Here is an 18,757-nt window from a genome sequence, read left to right on the forward strand (position 1 = left end):
ACCCGGGCAATTCAGTTGGCGGCCAAGGCTTTCAGGGCCGGGAGGAGTTGGCGCAGGGCGCGGCCGCGATGGGAGGCCGCATCCTTCTCGGCCGGGGTGAGCTGCGCCGCCGAGACGGTGCCGCCCTCCGGAACGAAGAGCGGGTCGTAACCGAAACCGCCGTCGCCCACCGGATTCCGGGAGATGACGCCCGGCCATTCCCCGCGCACGACCTCTTCGACACCGTCGGCGACCAGGGCGCAGGACGAGACGAAGTTCGCGCCGCGGCGCTCGTCCGGGACATCGCCGAGCTGGGCCAGCAGCAGCGCGTTATTGGCCTCGTCATTGCCGTGCGTACCGGACCAGCGCGCCGAGAGCACACCGGGCATACCGTTGAGCGCGTCCACCGCGATACCGGAATCGTCTGCGACACAGGGCAATCCGGTGGCCGCGAAACCGTCACGCGCCTTGGCGACGGCGTTCTCCTCGAAGGTCGCGCCGGTCTCGGGGGCCTCCTCGTACTCCGGAACGTCGTTCAGGCCCACGATTTCGACGCCCGCGATACCGGCCTCATCGAGGATGCGGCGCAATTCGTTGAGCTTCTTGGCATTTCGGCTGGCGACCAGCACGCGGCGGGACATCAGGACTTCTTCTTCCCCTCGGACGGCTCCGGGAGCACGCCCGGATACGGCAGCGCCAGCGCTTCCTTCTGCACCTGGAAGATGCGCTCGCACCCCGCGAGCGCGGAATCGAGCATCTTGTCCAGGGTGGAGCGCGGGAACGTCGCGCCCTCACCGGTGCCCTGGATCTCGACCAGGGTGCCGGTATCGGTGGCGACCACGTTCATATCGACCTCGGCGCGCGAATCCTCCTCGTACGGCAGGTCCAGGCGCACCCGGCCGTCCACCACGCCGACGCTCACCGCGGCGATGGCACAGGAGATGGGCTGCGGATCGGTCAGCTGCCCGGCCGCGGCCAGATAGGTGATGGCATCCGAAAGCGCAACGTACGCACCGGTGATGGCGGCGGTGCGGGTGCCGCCGTCGGCCTGCAGCACATCGCAGTCGACCGCGATGGTGTTCTCGCCGATGGTGGACAGATCGATGCAGGCCCGCAGCGAACGCCCGATCAGCCGGGAGATCTCCTGGGTGCGGCCGCCGACCTTGCCCTTGACCGATTCACGCCCGGAACGGGTGTGCGTGGCGGCGGGCAGCATCGCGTATTCGGCTGTGAGCCAGCCCAATCCGGAATCGCGACGCCACGGCGGCACCCCGTCGGTGACGCTCGCGGTGCACATGACGCGGGTCCCGCCGAATTCCACCAGCACCGATCCCGCCGGATGCGTGGTGAACCCACGGGTGATCTTTACCTCGCGGAGTTCGTCATCCGCCCTGCCATCGGCTCGTTTAGACACGGGCCCAGCCTAATAGTGCACGGAACGAACATGTCCGCGGCCCATACGGGTCGCGGACATGTGCGATGAATACGGGCGGACGAGCCTCAGATGTCGAAGGTCTCGCCCGGGGATACCGCGTGCACCGGACCGCTGAAGACGGCCTTCGCCTCGGCGATCACATCTTCGCGCGAGGTCCACGGCGGAATATGGGTGAGTAGCAATTCGCCGACGCCCGCCTCGGCGGCGATCATGCCCGCCTCGGTGCCCGAGAGGTGGATACCCGGGGGCCGGTTCGCCGGATCGTGCGTCCAGGACGCCTCGGCCAGCAGCACATCCGCGCCGCGCGCCAGGTCGTAGACCTCGGGGCAGATGGCGGTATCGCCGGTGTAGACGAAGGTGCGCCCGGCCGCGGTATTGATGCGCAGGCCGTAGGACTCGGGCGGGTGGTACATGCGGCGCGCCTCGACGGTATGGCCGGGACCGAACGGGATCGGCTCCCCCACCGACCACTGCCGCATATCGATCACATCGGACCAGTCGTCGGTCTCGCCGCCGATCTCGGCGGAGGCGTTGCCGATGCGCAGCGATGTATCCGAAGGCCCGTACACGATGGCCTTACCGCTGGGCGGATTCGGATGGTAGCGCCGCCACACCAGCAGCCCGGGCAGATCCAGGCAGTGATCGGCGTGCAGATGGGTGAGGAAGATATCCACCTCGCCCGGATCCAGGTAGCGCTGCAACGCGCCCAGCACTCCGGGACCGAAATCGATGACGGTGGGAGTCATATCCGGGCCGGTGAGCAGGTATCCCGACGCCGGGGAATCCGGGCCGGACACGCTGCCCGAGCACCCGATCACGGTGAGGCGCATTCCCCCATGCTGCCACGCTGCTGTCTCACTCAAGGAGGGATCCCCCAAATCGCCGACCGGGTCCACCGTCACCCTTACGACACGAGTCGGCCGGCGTTGGCCCCGCGACGATGACGACGTTCATCCGCTGAGAGTACCCACCCCGCAACCAGTCCACCCACCGCCCCGAAAAGATGCCCTTGCCAAGAGATTCCGGGCTGTCCGGGCAGTACACCCCACAGAATCGAGCCATACAGCAACCCCACCACCAGGCCAATGGCGATCTGCACCACATTGCGGGCGAACACACCGCGCGAGATCAGATAGGTGAGCCAGCCGAACACGAGCACCGACGCGCCGACGTGAACGGAGTGGCTTTGGCCGATCAGCCAGGTGCCGGTCCCCGCGATCACCCAGATGATGGCGGTCGCCGCCAGGCCCCGGCCGATACCGGTCAGCAGGGTCAGCAGGCCGAGCACTAATACCGGAACCGTATTACCGATCAGATGCGGCCAATTCGCATGCAGCACAGGGGCGAACAGAATGCCGTCCAAACCGTCGACCTGACGGGGCTTCACACCGCCCGCCGCGTCGAGGTGATGCCCGGTGACGCTGTCGACGCCTTCTACCCCGTAGAGGAACGCGGTAAACGCGAGAATGATCGCAATCGCGCGCTGCCACAGCAGCTTCAGCGCGTTGCCCCCGCGCTCCGCGACCCCGGGATTCGTCAATTGACCCCGCAGTCGCGCGATCCGATCGGGATCGAATGACGCGCCGACGCCGCCGCTGCCGCCCATAGCCGGTACCTCCTAGGCCAAGCTCTGCCCCGAGCGTACCGCCGCCGCTCGCCCGGCGGCCCGCACGCGCGATCACCGAGCCCGAGCGATCAGCGCCCCCGGGGATCGGCGCGGCGAGCACTCAGGCCCAGAGTTGACCCTCCAGGCGGTCTTCGGCTTCTTCCAGGGTGCCGTCGTACGCGCCGGTGGACAGGTATTTCCAGCCGCCGTCGGCGACCACGAAGGCGATGTCGGCTGTGACGCCCGCCTTTTCGGCCTTCTTGGCCACGCCCAGGGCCGCGTGCAGGATCGCACCGGTGGAGACGCCCGCGAAGATGCCCTCTTCCAGCACCAGTTCGCGGGTGCGGCGCACCGCGTCGTAGGGGCCGACCGAGAAGCGGGAGGTCAGCACCGAGGCGTCGTACAGCTCGGGGATGAAACCCTCGTCGATATTGCGCAGGCCGTAGACGAGTTCGCCGTAGCGCGGTTCGGCCGCGATGATCTCGATGGACGGGACCTTCTCGCGCAGGAAGCGGCCGGTGCCCATCAGGGTGCCGGTGGTGCCCAGGCCCGCCACGAAATGCGTGATCTCGGGGAGGTCGGCCAGGATCTCCGGGCCGGTGGTCTCGTAGTGCGCGAGCGCGTTCGCCGGATTGCCGTACTGGTAGAGCATCACCCAGTCCGGATGCTCGGCGGCGATCTGCTTGGCCAGTGCCACAGCCTGATTGGAGCCGCCCGCGGCAGGCGAGTCGATGATGCGCGCACCGAACATGGTCAGCAGCTGACGGCGTTCCACCGAGGTGTTCTCCGGCATGACGCAGACCAGTTGATAGCCCTTGAGTTTCGCGGCCATCGCCAGCGAGATGCCGGTATTGCCGCTGGTGGGCTCCAGGATGGTGCAGCCGGGGGTGAGTTTGCCCTCGGCCTCGGCCTGTTCGATCATGCGCAGCGCCGGGCGATCCTTGATCGAACCCGTCGGATTGCGGTCCTCGAGTTTGGCCCACAGGCGGACGTGGTTGTCACCGTCCCAGCGCGGGGACAGGTTCTTCAGGCCGACCAGGGGCGTATCGCCGAGCGTCGCGATCAGCGACTCGTAGCGCGCCACGGTTAGCGGGAACCGCCGGCGACCGCCGGGAGGATGGTGACGGTGCCGCCCGCGGGCACCTCGGCCGCCAGACCACCGGTGAAGCGCACATCCTCGTCGTCGACGTAGATGTTCACGTACCGGTTGAGCTTGCCGTCCTTGAGCAGGCGCTCCTTGAGGCCGGTGTGATTGGCCTCCAGGTTGTCGATGAGTTCGGCCAGGGTCGCGCCCTCGGCCTGTACGCGCTTCTCACCGCCGGTGAGGGTGCGCATGATGGTGGGAATGGAGACGGTGACCGGCATTGGGGACTCCTTGCTGTTTCCGGCGGAAGATGTTCAGGCGTCGGCGGATTCGGTATCCGACCCGGTGCCGGAGTAGGCGGGGACGATCTCGATCGGCTCCTCGGTGACCACGCCTTCGAGGATGCGGTAGCTGCGCAGCTCGTGCGCGTCGGCAGCGCGGGTGGAGATCAACACGTAATGCGCGTTCGGCTCGGACGCGTAGGAGATATCGGTGCGGCTCGGGTACGCCTCGGTGGCGGTATGCGAGTGGTAGATGACCACCGGCTCCTCATCGGCGTCGTCCATCGCGCGCCAGACGCGCAATTGCTCACCGGAATCGAAGCGGTAGAAGGTGGGCGAGCGTTCGGCGTTCAGCATGGCCACGAAACGCTCCGGACGATCCGAACCCTCGGGACCGGCGATGACACCGCACGCCTCATCGGGATGATCGGCGCGCGCGTGCGCGACCATTGCCTCCACGAGATCGGCCCTGATCACCAGCACAGTTCGAATCCTTCCCTTTACCGCTGCCCTCAACAGGTCAGGATATTCACCTATTCCCCGCGATCGGGATCACACCCCCGCGCCCGCTGCGGCGCGAGTGACCGGCGACACCCGGTGCGCATGACGCTAATCGCCGAAAAGCTCCGCGTAGGAAGGGATTCCGGCCACCGAGGTGGCGGACAGGATGGCGTCGACTATGGCGCGTTCCACACAGACCGCCGCGGCGGTACAGAGCTCGTCGAGCAGCAGCAGGTCGGCGGGGAAGGCCGGGGGCAGCGGGAAGGCGGGCGCGGGGTCGACCGCGCCGGTGGCCAGGGCGAACAGGGTGTCACCGTCCAGCGGTGAGTGCGCCGGGCGGATAGCCCGGGCCAGGCCGTCGTGGGCGGTGGTGGCCAGGCGGCGGCAGGCCGAGGGGTCCAGCGCGGCATCGGTGGCGACCACGCCGATGGTGGTGTTCAGGACGGTGCTCTTGACCGGCAGGGCGTTGGCGGCAGCGAGTTTGTCCGCCGCTACCGGGCGCAGGCCGAAATGCTCGGGGCCGTCCGTGCCCGTGCCCCACGGCAATCCGGTGCGCGGATCGAAGACCGAGCCGACCGGGTTAGCGACGATCAACGCGCCCACCGTGATTCCGGCGGCCGGGCCGTCGGTGAAGCGGACCGAGGCGGTGCCGACGCCGCCCTTGATGGAACCGGCGCGCGCCCCCGCGCCCGCGCCCACCGAGCCGCGCGCGAAATCCGTTGCGGCGGTGTCGCTCGCGAGAAAGCCGAAATCGGCGTCCGGGCGAATGTCCCACGCGCCCACCGGCAGATCGAAGATCACCGCACCGGGAACGATGGGCACCACGCGCGACGGATCGGCCGGATCCATCGGGATGCCTTCGCCGTGCTCCTCCAGCCAGCGCATCACGCCGTCGGCGGCAGCGAGGCCGTAAGCGCTTCCGCCGGTGAGCAATACCGCATGCACCTGGCGCACGGTATTGCCGGGATCGAGCAGATCGGTTTCCCGGGTGCCCGGTCCGCCGCCGCGCACATCCACCGACGCGGTCGCGCCACCGGGGACGCGCAGCACCGTGCACCCGGTGGCCGCGCCGGTGCCGAGGGTGGCGTTCGCATCGATGCGATGTTCGTGCCCGACCAGCACCCCCGCCACATCGGTGATCGAATTGTTCGGTCCCGCAATGTTGTTCACGAAATGCACCTCCGAAGGCGAGGGTGGCCGCGCCGAATGTGCGCGGCGGGGGCGCGATTACGGCATGAGCGCTTGCAGCAGGGAGTCCTGCATCCAGGTGAGCCAGTGATAGACGTCCAGGCTCGGGGCGCGCGGATCGTCCTCGTCCAATTGGTCCGGCATATCGGCGCTGATATCGAGCGCGGTGCCCAGCGCCAGGCGGACGTCATTGAGCGCGGTGAGCCAGTGTTCGGCCTGCTCCGGGGTGATGACCACCTTGCCGCCCTGCGGCGGGAGGGTTTCCAGGATGACCAGTCCGGCGGACACCTTGGTTTCGATGATGTCCGGTTCGTGCAGGCTGCGCAGCGCGCTGTTCATATCGGCGCGGTCGGCGTCGGGGGAACCGGGTTCGCTGCGGTGAAAGTCCGGGAGCAGCCGGGCCAGTCGCGGATCATCCGGCGGGGTGGAGTTGCCCAGCTGTAACCCGGTGAGCGCGGCCAGATCGTCCTCGGGGGCCGAACGGGCTCGATCGGTGAGTAATCCGGTCACCGCGCCCACCAGCGAGCGCAGTACCTCCGCCTCGTGGGCGTCCATTTCCGAACGGAGTTTCAACCCGCCCAGGGAGTTCTTCCTGCTCCACTTCCGCACGGGCCTACCGTAGTCGCCCGGGTCACTGGTCACGCTGCATGGTGGCCCATAGTCCGGCCGCGTGCAGGCGCTGCACATCGTGTTCCATCTTGTCGCGCGAACCGGAGGAGACCGCGGCTTTGCCCTCGTTGTGCACCTGGAGCATGAGTTCGGTTGCCTTGGCTTTGCTATAGCCGAACAGCTTTTGGAAGATGTACGTCACGTAGTGCATGAGGTTGACCGGATCGTCCCAAACGACCGTCACCCACGGGCGGTCCTCGGCTTCGAGGATTTCGGTGTACTCGACAGCCTCGGGCATGGCCTGCGACGCGCCGAGCACTACCTCGGCTGTGGATAACGTCGATTGTGCCGCTGACACCGTCCCATTCGCGCCGCCCGTCCCGGCGGCAATCCGGACAGCGTCCTCTCTGCACAGACCCATAACGTCCAGGGTACGACTCGACCCCGAAGAAACAACAGAGGTGCTACTCTGCGCCCTCCGCTACGCTCCGGACGCGGTTCGCGGCCCCGAAAGTCCCGAACCTTCCCTCCTCCGCTCCTCCGCTTCGCTCCCCCGCTCCGTCAGTCCAGAACCGGGACGGGCCGCGAACACGGGTGTGAACCATCTGAGCGATCTCTCGACCTACAGTGTGATCGTGACGATCGTTGACGGAGTCAAGAGCACGGCGCTACTGACCGACCAATACGAGCTGACCATGCTCGCCGCCGCACTGGCCGATGGATCCGCGCATCGGCGCTGCACGTTCGAGGTATTCGCCCGGCGATTGCCGCACGGCAGGCGGTACGGCGTCGTGGCGGGAACCGGGCGACTGCTGGCCGCACTGCGCGAATTCCGTTTCGGGGAGCCCGAACTCGCCATCGTGTCGAAGTTCCTGGACGCGGACACCGTGACGTGGCTGCGGGACTACCGGTTCAGCGGGGATATCGACGGCTATCGCGAGGGCGAGCTGTACTTCCCCGGCTCGCCCATCCTGACCGTGCGCGGCACCTTCGCCGAATGCGTGCTGCTGGAGACACTCGCGCTGTCGATCTACAACCACGACAGCGCCATCGCCGCGGCCGCCGCGCGCATGGTGAGCGCCGCCGGTGGACGGCGGATGATCGAAATGGGTTCGCGCCGAACGCATGAGCTGGCCGCGCCCTCGGCATCGCGCGCCGCGTATCTCGCGGGCCTGGACGCCACCTCGAACCTGGAGGCCGTGCGCAGCTTCGGTGTTCCCGGCGCGGGCACCAGCGCGCACGCGTTCACGTTGCTGCACAGCGGATCCGACGGTGAGCACGAGGCCGACGCGTTCCGCAGCCAGATCGCCGCGCTCGGCGTCGGCACCACACTGCTGGTGGACACCTTCGACATCACCCGCGGCGTCGCCACCGCCATCGAGGTCGCCGGACCCGAATTGGGCGGCGTGCGAATCGATTCCGGTGATCTGGGAGTGCTGGCCCGCCAGGTGCGCGAACAGCTGAACGCGCTCGGCGCGGTGAAGACCCGGATCGTGGTGTCCGGCGATCTCGACGAATACGCCATCGCCTCGCTGCGCGCCGAACCGGTGGACGTCTACGGCGTCGGCACCGCGCTGGTCACCGGATCCGGTGCGCCCACCGCCGGAATGGTCTACAAACTCGTCGAGGTCGAAGGCGTCCCGGTCGCGAAACGCAGCTCCCACAAGGAATCTCGCGGCGGCACCAAGAAGGCCGTGCGCCTGTCCCGCAGCACCGGAACGGTCGTGGAGGAAATCGTCTACCCCGCTTCCGCACCCCATCCCGAACCCAACGGCTTCCAGATCCGCGATCTGCAAACCCCCCTCGTCCGAGGCGGCGACATCCTGCCCGACCAGCCCACCCTGCAGCAGAGCCGCGAACTGGTCGCCCAGGGCCTGATCAGCCTCCCCTGGGAGGGCCTGAAACTCTCGGCCGGCGAACCCGCGATCCCGACCACCTTCCTCACCGCCTAGCGGCTGCCGGGCGGTGCGGGCCGCCATGTCTCGACGCGCGAGGAGGGGCTCGAGCGTCGAGAATGGCGTCCGCCGACCGCGCGTGGACCACGCTGACCAGCGGGCGGCACAATGCAATACGAGCATCGAACCGTCGCGGTTCATCCACGGGAGGTTGCCATGAGCCGAGCCTTGATCGTCGTCGACGTACAGAACGATTTCTGCGAAGGCGGATCGCTCGCCGTCGCGGGCGGAGCGGCGGTGGCCGAGCGGATCACCCGGTACCTGGGGGTCTCGGATTACACCGCCGTGGTGGCTACCCGCGATTTCCACATCGATCCCGGCGCGCATTTCTCCGACACCCCGGATTACGTGGACACCTGGCCGCCGCACTGCCGGGTCGGCACGCCGGGGGCGGAGTTCCATCCGGCGCTCGATACCGCGCCGATTCAGGAGGTCTTCTCCAAGGGCGCGTACACCGCCGCCTACTCCGGGTTCGAGGGCACCGCGTCGGACGGTTCCACCGGCCTCGCGGACTGGCTGCGCGCGCACGCCATCGACGCGGTGGACGTGGTGGGCATCGCCACCGATCATTGCGTCCGCGCCACCGCCCTGGACGCCCGCGCGGCGGGCTTCGACACCCGCGTCCTGCTCGGGCTCACGGCGGCCGTCACGCCCGCGACCGTGCGCACCGCCCTCGACACGCTGCGCTCCTCCGGGGTGGACCTCGCGGGCACGCTGGAGAAGTGAGTAGCTACCCGGCTAGCACGCGCCATATCGTCCGGCACACCGAGGTTTGCGCGCGGGTTGTCGGCGGCGCGCAGTACCCTGGCCGCCGTGCCTGAACTCCCACCGGTCCCGAAGCTATTGGCCACTGCTGTCGAGGCGCTGGGGGGTAAAGAGCGCAAGGGACAGCAGACGATGGCCGCGGCGGTGGCGCATTCCATCGATACCGGGGAACACCTGGCCGTTCAGGCCGGAACGGGTACCGGTAAGTCGCTGGCGTATCTGGTTCCGAGCCTGCGGCACGCGGTGCGGACGGGGCGGACCGTGGTGGTGTCGACGGCGACCATCGCATTGCAGCGGCAGCTGGTGGATCGGGATCTGCCGCGCTTGAGTCAGGCGCTGGCCGAACCGCTGGGGCGGGTCGCGGAGTTCGCGATCCTCAAGGGGCGCAACAACTATCTGTGCTTGAACAAGATCAATAGCGCGATTCCGGACGAGCCCGCCGAGGCGGAATTGTTCGACGCCTTCGCGGTCTCGCGACTGGGGCGCGAGGTACAGCGGCTGCACGAGTGGGTCTCCGATACCGAGAAGGGCGATCGGGACGAGCTCACACCCGGCGTCAGCGATCAGGCCTGGCGGCAGGTGAGCGTGAGTTCCCGTGAATGCCTTGGTAAGTCGCGCTGCTCCTTCGGGCAGGACTGCTTCGCGGAGAAGGCGCGCGCGGAGTCCGGGGCCGCCGATGTGGTGGTCACCAATCACGCGCTGCTGGCCATCGATGCCATCAGCGGCATCCAGGTGCTGCCCGAACACGATGTGGTCGTCATCGACGAGGCGCACGAACTCGTCGACCGGGTCACCGGCGTGGCCACCGCGGAGCTGTCCACGGCCGCGATCAGCGCCGCCGCCAAGCGCTGCACCAAGCTGATCGACGAGCAGGAAGTGGACCGGCTCGAAGGCGCGGCGGAGGCCTGGCACACGCTGCTCGACGAACTGAATCCCGGCCGCTGGGATCGCCTACCCGACGGTGCCGCACCGGTTTTGGCGTTGATCCGCGATGCGGCGTGGAATGCCCGCACCGCACTCGCACCGCAGGGCGCGAACAGCGCACAGGCGGATCCCGAGGGCGCGGCGCTGCGCAATCAGGCGCTGGCCGCCATCGAGGAGGTGCACGATGCCGCAGTGCGCGTGCTCACCACCTACGAGGAACCGGATCCGGCCGCGCACCGAGATGTCATCTGGCTCTCGGTGGACGAGATGCGCGGCGTCCCGCGCCGCACCCTGCACATGGCCCCGCTGTCGGTGGGCGGCTTGCTGCGCAGCCAGCTGTTCGGCACCGCCACAGTGGTTTTGACCTCGGCCACGCTCCAGATCGGCGGCTCGTTCGACAATCTGGCGGTCACCTGGGGCCTGCCGCCCCAATCCGCCGCCCAGGTCGATCCGGCACTGGCCAGCGGTAAGGAAACCCCTTCCGACGCTGCGAAACTGCGCTGGAATTCGGTGGACGTGGGTTCCCCGTTCGATCACGCCAAATCCGGAATCCTCTATGTGGCAAAGCATTTGCCCGCCCCCGGCCGCGACGGCCTGCCCACCGCGTATCTGGACGAGATCGAACGATTGATCACCGCCGCCAACGGCCGCACCCTGGGCCTGTTCTCCTCCATGCGAGCGGCCAAGGCGGCCACCGAGATTCTGCGCGAGCGCCTGGACACCCCGGTGCTGTGCCAGGGCGATGACGCCACCGGCGCACTGGTGAAGAAATTCGCCGACGATCCGGAAACCTCACTGTTCGGCACACTTTCGCTGTGGCAGGGCGTGGACGTTCCCGGCCCGTCGCTGAGTCTGGTTATCCTGGACCGCATTCCGTTCCCGCGCCCGGATGATCCGCTGTTGATCGCGCGGCAGCGCGCGGTGGAATCGCGGGGCGGCAATGGTTTTCTCTCGGTCGCCGCCAATCACGCGGCGCTGCTGCTGGCGCAGGGCACCGGACGACTGCTGCGCAGCGTGGACGATCGCGGTGTAATCGCTATTCTGGATTCACGTCTGGCGACCGCGCGCTATGGCGGATATCTGCGAGCGTCACTGCCGCCCTATTGGGAAACGTCCGATCCACAAGTGGTGACAAAGGCTTTGGCGCGTTTGACACAGAGTGTTTCGGAGACGAAAACACCCGTGTGAGAACAGTCACACGGGTGGTTCATACTTCCGAACAGAAGTAAATTGGCTTGCGATACTCCGGTGGACCCCCCAATTCCCACATCGAAGTGTCATTGTCCCCGCGCCAAGCCCTGCACGCGGCGCGGGGACCACAAACCGCCCCCGGCCCGACTATTCGGCCAGGAACCAGAAGTACGACAAGAACACCGCCATGAGCACCCACATCACCGGATGCACTTCGCGCCAGCGACGCTTGGCCACCATGACGATCGGATAGAACAGCAGGCCCATGGCAATGCCGTTCGCGATCGAATAGGTCAGCGGCATCATGATCACCGTGATGAACGCCGGAACCGCGTATTCCAAACGGCTCCAGTCGATATCGCCGAGCGCGCGGGACATCAGCACGCCGACCACGATGAGCGCCGGAGCCGTCACCGACGGCACATCCGCGACCACCGCGAACAACGGGAACAGGAACATGGCGAGCAGGAACCAGCCCGCCGTGGACACCGCGGTCAAACCGGTGCGCCCGCCCGCCGACACACCCGCCGTCGATTCCACATACGCGGTGGTGGTGGAGGTGCCGATGATCGCGCCCGCCGCGGTGCCGACCGAATCGGCCGCCAGCGCCTGTCCGGCGCGCTCCAGCTTGCCCTCCTTGGTGAGCAGCCCGGCCTGATTCGCCACACCGATCAAAGTGCCGGAGGCGTCGAAGAAGTCGACGAACAGCATGGTGAGCACCACGATGATCATCTGTCCGGTGAACGCGTCCGGCAGATGGATGACGGCCTGGCCGAAGGTCTTGTCCAGCCCGTGCGGCAGTGCCGCAATGGAATTCGGCAATTCCACCAGTCCGCAGACAATGCCCAGGATGGTGGTGGACAGGATGCCGTAGAGCACCGCGCCGTGCCAGCCCAGCACCAGGAAGACGACCGTCACCAGCAGCCCGAACAGCGCCAATAGCGTTGTGCCCTTGTGGAAGTCGCCCAGGTGCACGAAGGTCGCGTCGCTGGCCACCACGATGCCCGCGTTCTTCAGGCCCAGGAAGGCCACGAACATGCCGATACCGGCGCCGACCGCCAGTTTCATCTGCAACGGGATGGCGTCGATGATCTTCTCGCGGACCTTGGTGATGGCGAGAATGAAGAAGATGATGCCCGAGAGCAAGGTGCCCGAAAGCGCCTCCTGCCACGGGATTCCCATATTCAGGATGACCGTGTAGGCGAAGAAGGCATTGAGCCCCATACCGGGCGCGAGCGCCACCGGATACTTGGCCCAGATGCCCATCACCAGCGTGCCCACGACCGCCGCGACGGCGGTGGCGGTGAAGACCGCCTGCGTCGGCATGCCCTTGTCGCCGAGCACGCCGTGATCGCCGAGGATGGCCGGGTTGACCGCGAGCACATACGACATGGCCAGGAAGGTGATGGTTCCGGCCATGAGCTCGCGCTTGACGGTCGAGCCGTGCTCGCTGATGCCGAAGTACGCGTCGACGCGCCCCTTGGTGCGCGTGCGGACGTCGCTGCTCATTGGTGTGTGGTCTCCAGTCGGCGGGAGGTCAGAGAGGTGCCCTGGGCACCGTACTTGTCCTGTTCGCCGGATGTTCAACCGGCCCGGCGAATCGCAGGCAAGCACACCTGCCTCACTCTTGGTTTTGTGGCAACTTCCGCGCTATTACCAAGCAAATAGTCTAATTACTCACCGGTAATTAGAAAACCTTGCGCACGACTGTCTGGGACGTTACAAATACGTAATCCGGGAGTGAGGGATTCGAACCGGCGGACGAGAATTGCAAACGCGTGGTTACCGATGTCATCGATGCGATCGCCGAGTTCGCGATCACTCGCAAATCACTCTGGGATGTGCTCGTCGAGCCACAGTCCTACCCCAGGCTCTTCCGAGGTGTCGGCGCCTGCGAGGAGCGTGACGCGGCCGCGGAATACCCCACCCTGACCCTGCGTATCGGCGGGGTCGGGCAGGAAGTCCGCACGCTCGAGGTGCAGCTGCGCCTGGGCCGCGAATACGAGAACTTCGAACTGCACTGCGCCGCCACCGGCAGCTTCGCGGCCGTACGGCTGCGCGAGGTCGGCGATAAGACGCGGGTGTCCGTCACCTATTTCAAAGCGGCGCTGGTGCATCCGCTGGCCGCACAGCTGCCCAACGCGGCGGCGGTGTCCTGGACGCACGCCGGGCTCAAACGCGCGGTCGAACTGATCACCGGCGCGCCGACCGCCGTCATCGTCAATGGCGAGGATTCGCCGATGAAACTCCAGGCGGGCGTCGCCAAGCAGATGGTGGCCTCCGGGGTGGTGCGCACCTACCGCCCCGATGTGGGGCTCAAACAGATCGGCAGCCTGGCCAAATGGGGGTTCAGCCTGGCGGGCGGATACGCGGCCGCGGCGGCGCACTCCCCCGGCCGGCTCGCCGTGCTGGACGATCGGTACTCCAGCACCTTCGAGCAATTGCACTCGCGCAGTACCGCTTTGGCGGGCGCGATGGGTGCGCTCGGCTTCGGCTCCGGCACCGCGATCGGACTGCTCTGCCGCAATCACACCGGCATGGTCGAGGCCATGGTGGCGGCGGGCAAGTCCGGCGCGGACGCGGTACTGCTCAATACCGGACTGCCCGCCCGCCAGATCGAGGAGATCGTGCACCGGCACGCGCTCTCGGCGCTGTTCGTGGACAGCGAATTCGAGCATCTGGTGCGGTATCTGCCCGCGGATCTGCCGCGCTTCACCACCGATGACCGGCCGCCCGAACCGGGGCGCACCACCATCGAGGACCTCATCTCGATGCGCAATCTGACGGCCAAGAAGCCGTCGCGGCCGGGGCGGCTGATCGTGCTCACCTCCGGCACCAGCGGCACGCCCAAGGGCGCACGACGACCGCATCCCAAGGGTTTCGGGACGGTGGCGGCGCTGCTGTCGCGAATTCCGTTCGGCGTCAACGAGACCATGCTGATTCCGTCACCGCTGTTCCACACCTGGGGGCTGGCGGCGCTACAGATCTCCACCGCCATTCGCGCCACCCTGGTGCTCAATGACCGCTTCGACGCGGAGGACTGTTTGCGGCGGATCGCCGAACACCGGGTGACCGCGCTGATCGTGGTGCCGGTCATGGTGAACCGCATTCTCGATCTGCCCGAACACGTGCGGGCGCGCTATGACCTGTCCAGCCTGAAAGTCGTTGCCAGCTGCGGGGCTCCGCTGGCGGGCGCGACCGTGCTGCGTTTCCTGGACACCTTCGGGGACATCCTCTACAACGTGTACGGCTCCACCGAGGTGTCCTGGGCCAGCATCGCCGATCCGGCCGATCTGCGCATGTCCCCCACCACCGCCGGGCGGCCGCCGCTGGGCACGAAAATCGGTGTGCTGGGACCGGATCAGCGGATTCTGCCGGTCGGTGAGACGGGCCGCATCTTCGTCGGCAATCACATGCTCTTCGACGGCTACACCGATGCCACCCCGCCCGCCGAGGCGCACGGCATGCTCGACACCGGCGATATCGGGTACCTGGACGCCGCCGGGAAACTGTTCGTGGCCGGACGCGATGACGAGATGATCATCTCCGGCGGTGAGAACGTCTTCCCGCGCTCGGTGGAGGAGGCGCTCTCGCATCTGCCGCAGGTGAGCGAGGTCGCGGTGGTGGGGGTGCCGGATCACGAATTCGGCCAGCGGCTGGCGGCTTTCGTGGTCAAACGGCCCGGCTCCGGGCTCGATTCGGAGATGGTGCGCAATTACATCCGGCACCGGGTGAGCCGATTCTCGGTACCGCGCGATGTGACCTTCCTGGACGCGCTGCCGCGCAACGCGACCGGGAAGATCCTCAAACGCACACTGGGACAGGCGACTTAGGGGCTGGGCGTCGCCACCAAACCGAACTCGGCCTCCGACGCGAGCAGCGGGTGACTCGGGAGCACCCGAATCGTGTAGCCCACCGCGCCCGACAGCGGCACCGGGGTTTCGATGGTGAAAACCTCTGTGCCGGAGTCGGTTCCGGTGTGCGTCATGGGCATGGTGTGCACATCGGAGAGATCGTCCGAGGTCGAGACCCGGCCCAGCACCGCCTGCACGCTGACATCGGCGGGCGTCAGGCCGCCCAGATCGATGCGGGCGCGCAACGCCAGATCCGCGCCGATGACCGGGATATCGGGCAGGCCGGAGCTGTCCACCTGCACCACCCGCACCGTCGGCCAGGCGGATTCGATACGGCGGCGATACTCGGACAGGTCCCGCGCACCCTTGAAGTCGTTCTGCGACACCGCCGTATAGGCCGCGGCCGCCGGGGTGTAGTAGTCGACGGCGTAATCGCGCACCATGCGCGAGGCCAGCACCTTGGGGCCGAGTGTCTGGAGCGTGTGCCGCACCATCTCCATCCAGCGCACTGGCAGATCATCGTGATCGCGGTCGTAGAAACGCGGCAGCACAGCGCGTTCCAGCAATTCGTAGAGCGCGGAGGCTTCCAGATCATCGCGCCGGTGGTCATCGCGCACGCCGTCGGCGGTAGGGATGGCCCAGCCGTTCTCGCCGTCGTACATCTCATCCCACCAACCGTCGCGGATGGAGAGGTTGAGCCCGCCGTTGAGCGCCGACTTCATGCCCGAGGTGCCGCACGCTTCCAGCGGCCGCAGCGGATTGTTCAGCCACACATCGCATCCCCAGTACAGGTACCGGGCCATGGACATGTCGTAGTTGGGCAGGAAGACGATGCGGTGCCGCACCTCCGGATCGTCGGCGAAGCGCACGATCTGCTGGATGAGCGCCTTACCGCCGTCATCGGCCGGATGCGATTTACCGGCGACGACCAACTGCACCGGACGTTCGGGGTCGAGCAGCAGGGCGCGCAGGCGATCCGGATCGCGCAGCATCAGCGTGAGCCGCTTGTAGGTCGGCACCCGGCGGGCGAAACCGACGGTCAGCACCTTCGGATCGAAGACGTCGTCGATCCAGCCCAGTTCGGCCGGGGCCGCGCCGCGCTCCAACCAGGACGCGTGCACCCGGCGGCGCACCTCGTCGACGAGGATGCCGCGCAAGGCGTTCCGGGTCGACCACAGCTCGCGCAGGTCCACATCGCAGAGCCGTTCCCAGCCGCGCGCCTCCTCGACGAGTTCATCGCCGATGAGTTCGCGGGCCTTGTCAATCCATTCGCGCGCGGCCCAGGTGGGCGCGTGCACGCCATTGGTGACCGAACCGATCGGCACCTCGGAGGCGTCGAAGCCCGGCCACAGCGGCGCGAACATATCGCGGCTGACCTCACCGTGCAGTTTCGATACACCGTTGGCGCGCTGGGCGAGTCGCAATCCGAGATGCGCCATATTGAAGACCGACGGATCGGCCTCTCGGCCCATGGCGAGAATGCGATCCACCGAAACACCCGGCAGCACAAGCGATTCCCGCTCACCGTGCGCGCCGCCGAAATACCGGCGCACCAGCGCGCCCGCGAACCGGTCGATACCGGCCGGGACCGGGGTGTGCGTGGTGAATACGGTTCCGGCCCGCACCGCCGTCAGCGCGGCGTCGAAATCCATTCCGGCGACCATGAATTCGCGAATGCGCTCGATGCCGAGAAAACCCGCGTGGCCCTCGTTCATATGGAACACATCGGGATCGGGCAGGCCGTACGCGCGGGTGTAGGCGCGCACCGCCCGCACCCCGCCGATACCGGCCAGGATCTCCTGTTTGATGCGGTGATCCTGATCACCGCCGTACAGCCGATCGGTGACCGCGCGCAGTTCCGGATCATTGTCGGCGATATCGGAATCCAGCAGCAGCAGCGGAATTCGCCCCACCTGCGCGATCCACACCCGCACCCGCAGCACCCGGCCCTCGGGCATGGCCACGTGGATCAGCACCGGTGCGCCACCGTCGGTGAGCAGTCGCAGCGGCAGACCCTGCGGATCCAGTGCCGGATAGTGCTCGGACTGCCAGCCGTCCGCGGTCAGCGACTGCCGGAAGTATCCGGACCGGTACAGCAGCCCGACACCGATCAACGGCAGGCCCAGATCCGAGGCGGCCTTGAGATGGTCGCCCGCGAGAATCCCGAGTCCGCCCGAATAGTTGGGCAGCACCTCGGTGACGCCGAACTCCATCGAGAAGTAGGCGATCCCCTTCGGCCCCTGCTCCTGCCGCTGGAACCAGCGCGGGCGGGCCAGGTAATCGGCCAGATCGGCGGCGGCCGCATCCACCCGGCGGGTGTACGCCGCGTCCGCGGCCAATTCGTCGAGCCGTTCGGCGGGCACCTCCCCGAGCATGCGCACCGGATCACGCCCGAGGTCCACCCACAGGGCGGGATCGAGCTCGGCGAACACATCCTGCGTCGGCCCGTGCCAGGACCATCGCAGATTGGTCGCCAGCTCGGTCAGCGCGGAGAGCCGCTCGGGCAGATGGGCGCGAACGGTGAATCGACGCAATGCCTTCACCCACAAAACCCTACCGGGACGGTTTTCCCCGCGCTGCGCTGTGCGGGATTGCCTGCGCCTACGCACCGATATGCAATATGCACAGCCCAGCGGAGAGCATTCCGGTGGCAACCGATAACGTGTTCTCATGAGCGAGCAGCAGGTCGAGACACCTCCGTCCCAGGAGCACCATGAGGGCGGATTCCGGCCGATCGCGGAACTGGGCCGGGACAACAGCAAGGGCGGCCCCCACTACGGCGAATTCATCGAGCAGGTGCGCGGCCTGATGGACCGGGTGCGCCTGGCCAGCCCCACCGATGAGATCGCCCTCGAGGCCATCGCCGAATTGAAGAAGCTCAATGAGCGTCTCGACGAGGTCGTCACCGACGAATGGTCCGCGCCCAGCTGGCACCGCACCGATCTGCCCGCGCGCGGCAATCTCACGCTGCCGCCGTACCTGGTGGATCAGGCCGACCGCGAGGGCGTGCGGGCGCGAATCACCTTCCGCACCTTCCATCTCGGCGGTAACGGCGCGGCGCACGGCGGGCATATCGCCCTCGGCTTCGACGATCTGCTCGGCATGACCGCGGCCGTGCACACCCGCGCCGTCACCCGCACCGCGTACCTGCACGTCGACTACCGCTCCATCACGCCGCTGAACACCGAACTGGCGGTGCACGGCTGGGTCGAGCGGGTGGAGGGCCGCAAGGTCTTCGTCCGCGCCACCCTGCACGACGGCGAGCGCCTGTGCGCCGAAGCCAACGGCCTGTTCCTGATGCTCAAGCCGGGCCAGCAGTAGCCATATACGCGCGTCGCGGCGGCGACACCTCGGCGGCGGGACATCACGCGGGCACGGCACCCGG

Annotated in this window: 17 protein-coding genes; 5 read left to right on the plus strand and 12 right to left on the minus strand. The window is 67.4% G+C overall.

The window, feature by feature from the left end:
- Positions 1-11: 11 nt before the first annotated feature.
- From rdgB to clpS, 10 genes are all read right to left on the minus strand, one after another.
- Positions 12-620, minus strand: coding sequence for an RdgB/HAM1 family non-canonical purine NTP pyrophosphatase (gene rdgB / locus ACFVUS_RS42300; protein WP_387780693.1), 609 nt, complete (start codon positions 618-620; stop codon positions 12-14).
- A complete protein-coding gene (gene rph, locus ACFVUS_RS42305) occupies positions 620-1,393 on the minus strand; it encodes a ribonuclease PH (RefSeq protein ID WP_387780695.1) in 774 nt (257 codons plus the stop codon). Before rph ends, rdgB begins: the two co-directional genes overlap by 1 nt.
- 86 nt (positions 1,394-1,479) lie before the next feature.
- Positions 1,480-2,244 (minus strand): cyclic nucleotide-degrading phosphodiesterase, encoded by a 765-nt coding sequence (locus tag ACFVUS_RS42310; protein ID WP_387780800.1) that lies wholly within the window; start codon positions 2,242-2,244, stop codon positions 1,480-1,482.
- 74 nt (positions 2,245-2,318) lie between these two features.
- The gene (locus ACFVUS_RS42315; protein ID WP_387780698.1) at positions 2,319-3,020 is read right to left on the minus strand and encodes a rhomboid family intramembrane serine protease; all 702 of its coding nucleotides are present in this window, start codon (positions 3,018-3,020) and stop codon (positions 2,319-2,321) included.
- Positions 3,021-3,141: 121 nt separating this feature from the next.
- A complete protein-coding gene (locus ACFVUS_RS42320) occupies positions 3,142-4,104 on the minus strand; it encodes a cysteine synthase (RefSeq protein WP_387780701.1) in 963 nt (320 codons plus the stop codon).
- A 2-nt stretch (positions 4,105-4,106) separates the two neighbouring features.
- Positions 4,107-4,385 (minus strand): MoaD/ThiS family protein, encoded by a 279-nt coding sequence (locus tag ACFVUS_RS42325; protein ID WP_387780704.1) that lies wholly within the window; start codon positions 4,383-4,385, stop codon positions 4,107-4,109.
- 33 nt (positions 4,386-4,418) lie between these two features.
- The gene (locus ACFVUS_RS42330) at positions 4,419-4,868 is read right to left on the minus strand and encodes a Mov34/MPN/PAD-1 family protein (protein WP_387780707.1); all 450 of its coding nucleotides are present in this window, start codon (positions 4,866-4,868) and stop codon (positions 4,419-4,421) included.
- Between the two features lie 126 nt (positions 4,869-4,994).
- Positions 4,995-6,056 carry a P1 family peptidase gene (locus ACFVUS_RS42335; RefSeq protein WP_387780710.1) on the minus strand — a complete coding sequence of 354 codons (1,062 nt, stop codon included), beginning with the start codon at positions 6,054-6,056 and terminating at the stop codon, positions 4,995-4,997.
- A gap of 57 nt (positions 6,057-6,113) precedes the next feature.
- Positions 6,114-6,683, minus strand: coding sequence for a DUF2017 domain-containing protein (locus ACFVUS_RS42340; RefSeq protein ID WP_387780713.1), 570 nt, complete (start codon positions 6,681-6,683; stop codon positions 6,114-6,116).
- Between the two features lie 22 nt (positions 6,684-6,705).
- On the minus strand, positions 6,706-6,981 hold the full coding sequence (clpS, locus tag ACFVUS_RS42345) for an ATP-dependent Clp protease adapter ClpS (RefSeq protein WP_375956124.1): 276 nt from the start codon (positions 6,979-6,981) through the stop codon (positions 6,706-6,708).
- A gap of 337 nt (positions 6,982-7,318) precedes the next feature.
- Here clpS and ACFVUS_RS42350 point away from each other — a divergent pair, with 337 nt between their 5' ends.
- The 3 genes from ACFVUS_RS42350 (at position 7,319) to ACFVUS_RS42360 (ending at position 11,515) form a co-directional block, all read left to right on the plus strand.
- On the plus strand, positions 7,319-8,635 hold the full coding sequence (locus ACFVUS_RS42350; protein ID WP_387780716.1) for a nicotinate phosphoribosyltransferase: 1,317 nt from the start codon (positions 7,319-7,321) through the stop codon (positions 8,633-8,635).
- 159 nt (positions 8,636-8,794) lie between these two features.
- Positions 8,795-9,364 (plus strand): isochorismatase family protein, encoded by a 570-nt coding sequence (locus tag ACFVUS_RS42355; protein WP_387780719.1) that lies wholly within the window; start codon positions 8,795-8,797, stop codon positions 9,362-9,364.
- An 87-nt stretch (positions 9,365-9,451) separates the two neighbouring features.
- Positions 9,452-11,515, plus strand: a complete 2,064-nt coding sequence (locus ACFVUS_RS42360) for an ATP-dependent DNA helicase (protein WP_387780722.1) — start codon at positions 9,452-9,454, stop codon at positions 11,513-11,515.
- 150 nt (positions 11,516-11,665) lie between these two features.
- Here the strand turns inward: ACFVUS_RS42360 and ACFVUS_RS42365 are convergent, their stop codons facing one another.
- On the minus strand, positions 11,666-13,027 hold the full coding sequence (locus ACFVUS_RS42365; protein ID WP_387780724.1) for an NCS2 family permease: 1,362 nt from the start codon (positions 13,025-13,027) through the stop codon (positions 11,666-11,668).
- Positions 13,028-13,296: 269 nt separating this feature from the next.
- On the opposite strand from ACFVUS_RS42365, the gene ACFVUS_RS42370 reads away from it, so the two are divergent.
- Positions 13,297-15,351 (plus strand): AMP-binding protein, encoded by a 2,055-nt coding sequence (locus tag ACFVUS_RS42370; protein WP_387780727.1) that lies wholly within the window; start codon positions 13,297-13,299, stop codon positions 15,349-15,351.
- On the opposite strand, the gene glgP is transcribed toward ACFVUS_RS42370, so the two are convergent.
- On the minus strand, positions 15,348-17,915 hold the full coding sequence (gene glgP / locus ACFVUS_RS42375; RefSeq protein ID WP_387780730.1) for an alpha-glucan family phosphorylase: 2,568 nt from the start codon (positions 17,913-17,915) through the stop codon (positions 15,348-15,350). The genes ACFVUS_RS42370 and glgP overlap by 4 nt on opposite strands.
- A 127-nt stretch (positions 17,916-18,042) precedes the next feature.
- Here glgP and ACFVUS_RS42380 point away from each other — a divergent pair, with 127 nt between their 5' ends.
- Positions 18,043-18,693 (plus strand): PaaI family thioesterase, encoded by a 651-nt coding sequence (locus ACFVUS_RS42380; protein ID WP_387780733.1) that lies wholly within the window; start codon positions 18,043-18,045, stop codon positions 18,691-18,693.
- Positions 18,694-18,757 lie beyond the last annotated feature (64 nt).

This window comes from Nocardia sp. NPDC058058 (assembly GCF_042885355.1).
Taxonomy (GTDB): Bacteria; Actinomycetota; Actinomycetes; order Mycobacteriales; family Mycobacteriaceae; genus Nocardia.